The organism is Aeromonas sp. HMWF015 (assembly GCF_963878965.1).
GTDB lineage: Bacteria > Pseudomonadota > Gammaproteobacteria > Enterobacterales > Aeromonadaceae > Aeromonas > Aeromonas veronii.
In genome coordinates this window covers 5,972-7,674 of the sequence record NZ_CAWNZT010000281.1, presented here as the reverse complement: position 1 = coordinate 7,674, position 1,703 = coordinate 5,972, and the positions used below count along the sequence as shown (strand labels likewise).

Genomic DNA, 1,703 nt, shown 5'->3' with positions numbered 1-1,703 from the left:
GCACGTGGAAGTAGCTGTAGTCGAGGGGATGCACCAGATGAAGCTGGTGGTGACTCTTCTTGATCAGGATCTCGTCCCCCGGGTGGACCGCCAGGGTTACCTGACCGTCACAGCTGACCTGCATGGCATCGTCCTGATTATCCGGCGAGACCAGCAGCCGTACTTCGCTGTCGGCATCGAGCACGATGGGGCGACTGCTGAGGGTATGCGGGAACATGGGCACCAGTGTGATGGCGTTGAGCTTGGGGGTGAGGATGGCACCACCTGCCGACAGGGAGTAGGCGGTGGAGCCGGTCGGAGTGGCGACTATGATGCCGTCCGAACGCTGGCTATACATAAAGCTGCCATCGATATAGACCTCGAACTCGATCATGTGGGCGATCTTGCCCGGGTGCAGTACCGCCTCGTTGACCGCCAGATTGCTCGACTTGCGCTCGCCGTGGCGATAGACCGAGGCTTCCAGCAGGAAGCGGTGTTCGCTCTTGTAGTGGCCGGAGAGCACCTGCTCCAGCGGCAGCAGGTAATCTTGTGGCGAGAGATCGGTCAGAAAGCCGAGGTTGCCCCGGTTTACCCCGATCACCGCCACATCGAAGCGTGACAGAACCCGCGCCGCCCCCAGCATGTTGCCGTCACCGCCGACCACGATGGCGAGATCGGCCTGCTGGCCCAGTTGCACCAGATCCATCACGTTTTCATCGAGGATGCTCAGGGTCTGGGCGACCCGGCTCTCCACCAGTACCCGAAAGCCGCGGGCGGTCAGGTATTGATGCAGGCCGGTCAGCGTCTGGTTGGCCCCCTCATGGTGGGGTTTGCCAATCAGGGCGATGGTTTTGAACGGAGAATCCATAGTCAGTCAGATCTGGGATGGGTATTGCGGGCCAGTATACAGTGCTTTGCTCCGCTTGTGACGCTCTCCCGTGTGACGGGGGTGGCTATCCCCTTGAGGTTACTGGTTAAACGGTGAGCGGTAACCCGGATAAACCGCCGGTTGCGGCTATTCAGCAACCCTGATTGCCCTTTACCCCTTGAAAGCCGGGGATGCATCCCCATAATAGCGCCAACATAGTCGGTCTGTTGTCGTCCGGTCGCTCAACCAGACGTCAGGGCCCTCATAAGTAACCCCGGAATTGGAGATGTCATGAACCACGAAGAGCAAAAGGTTGAAGCGATGGAGCAAGTGGAAGCCCAGCCAGTCGAGCCGACCGATGTAGACAGTGAAGTGACAGCCGAGCAGGCCCGCATTGCCGAACTGGAAGCGCAGCTGGAAACCGCCATCCAAAAAGCGGCGGAAGAGCGTGAACGCGCCCTGCGTACCGCCGCCGAGATGGAGAACCTGCGCCGTCGTACCGAGCTGGATGTGGAGAAGGCGCACAAATTCGCTCTGGAGAAGTTCGCCAATGAACTGCTGCCGGTGCTGGACAACCTTGAGCGTGCCATCGAACTGGCCGACAAGGAGAACGAAGCCCTCAAGCCGATGATCGAAGGTGTCGAGCTGACCCTGAAATCCATGCAGAGCGGCGTGGCCAAGTTTGGTCTGGTGGCGCTCGACCCGATCAACCAGCCGTTTGACCCCAACGCCCATCAGGCGATGAGCATGGTGCCGAGTGCCGATGTGGCCCCGAACACCGTCATTGCAGTGATGCAGAAGGGCTATGACCTCAACGGTCGGGTGATCCGTCCGGCCATGGTGATGATCGCCAAAG

General features: G+C 60.0%; 2 protein-coding genes. One reads left to right on the top strand and one right to left on the bottom strand.

The window, feature by feature from the left end:
- Positions 1-847: NAD(+) kinase (nadK, locus tag AACS18_RS14530; protein ID WP_108612534.1), on the bottom strand; the 847-nt coding region annotated here is incomplete at its 3' end.
- Positions 848-1,138: 291 nt separating this feature from the next.
- Between nadK and grpE the strand changes: the two genes are divergently transcribed.
- On the top strand, positions 1,139-1,703 hold a 565-nt coding region (grpE, locus tag AACS18_RS14525), incomplete at its 3' end, for a nucleotide exchange factor GrpE (protein WP_108612535.1).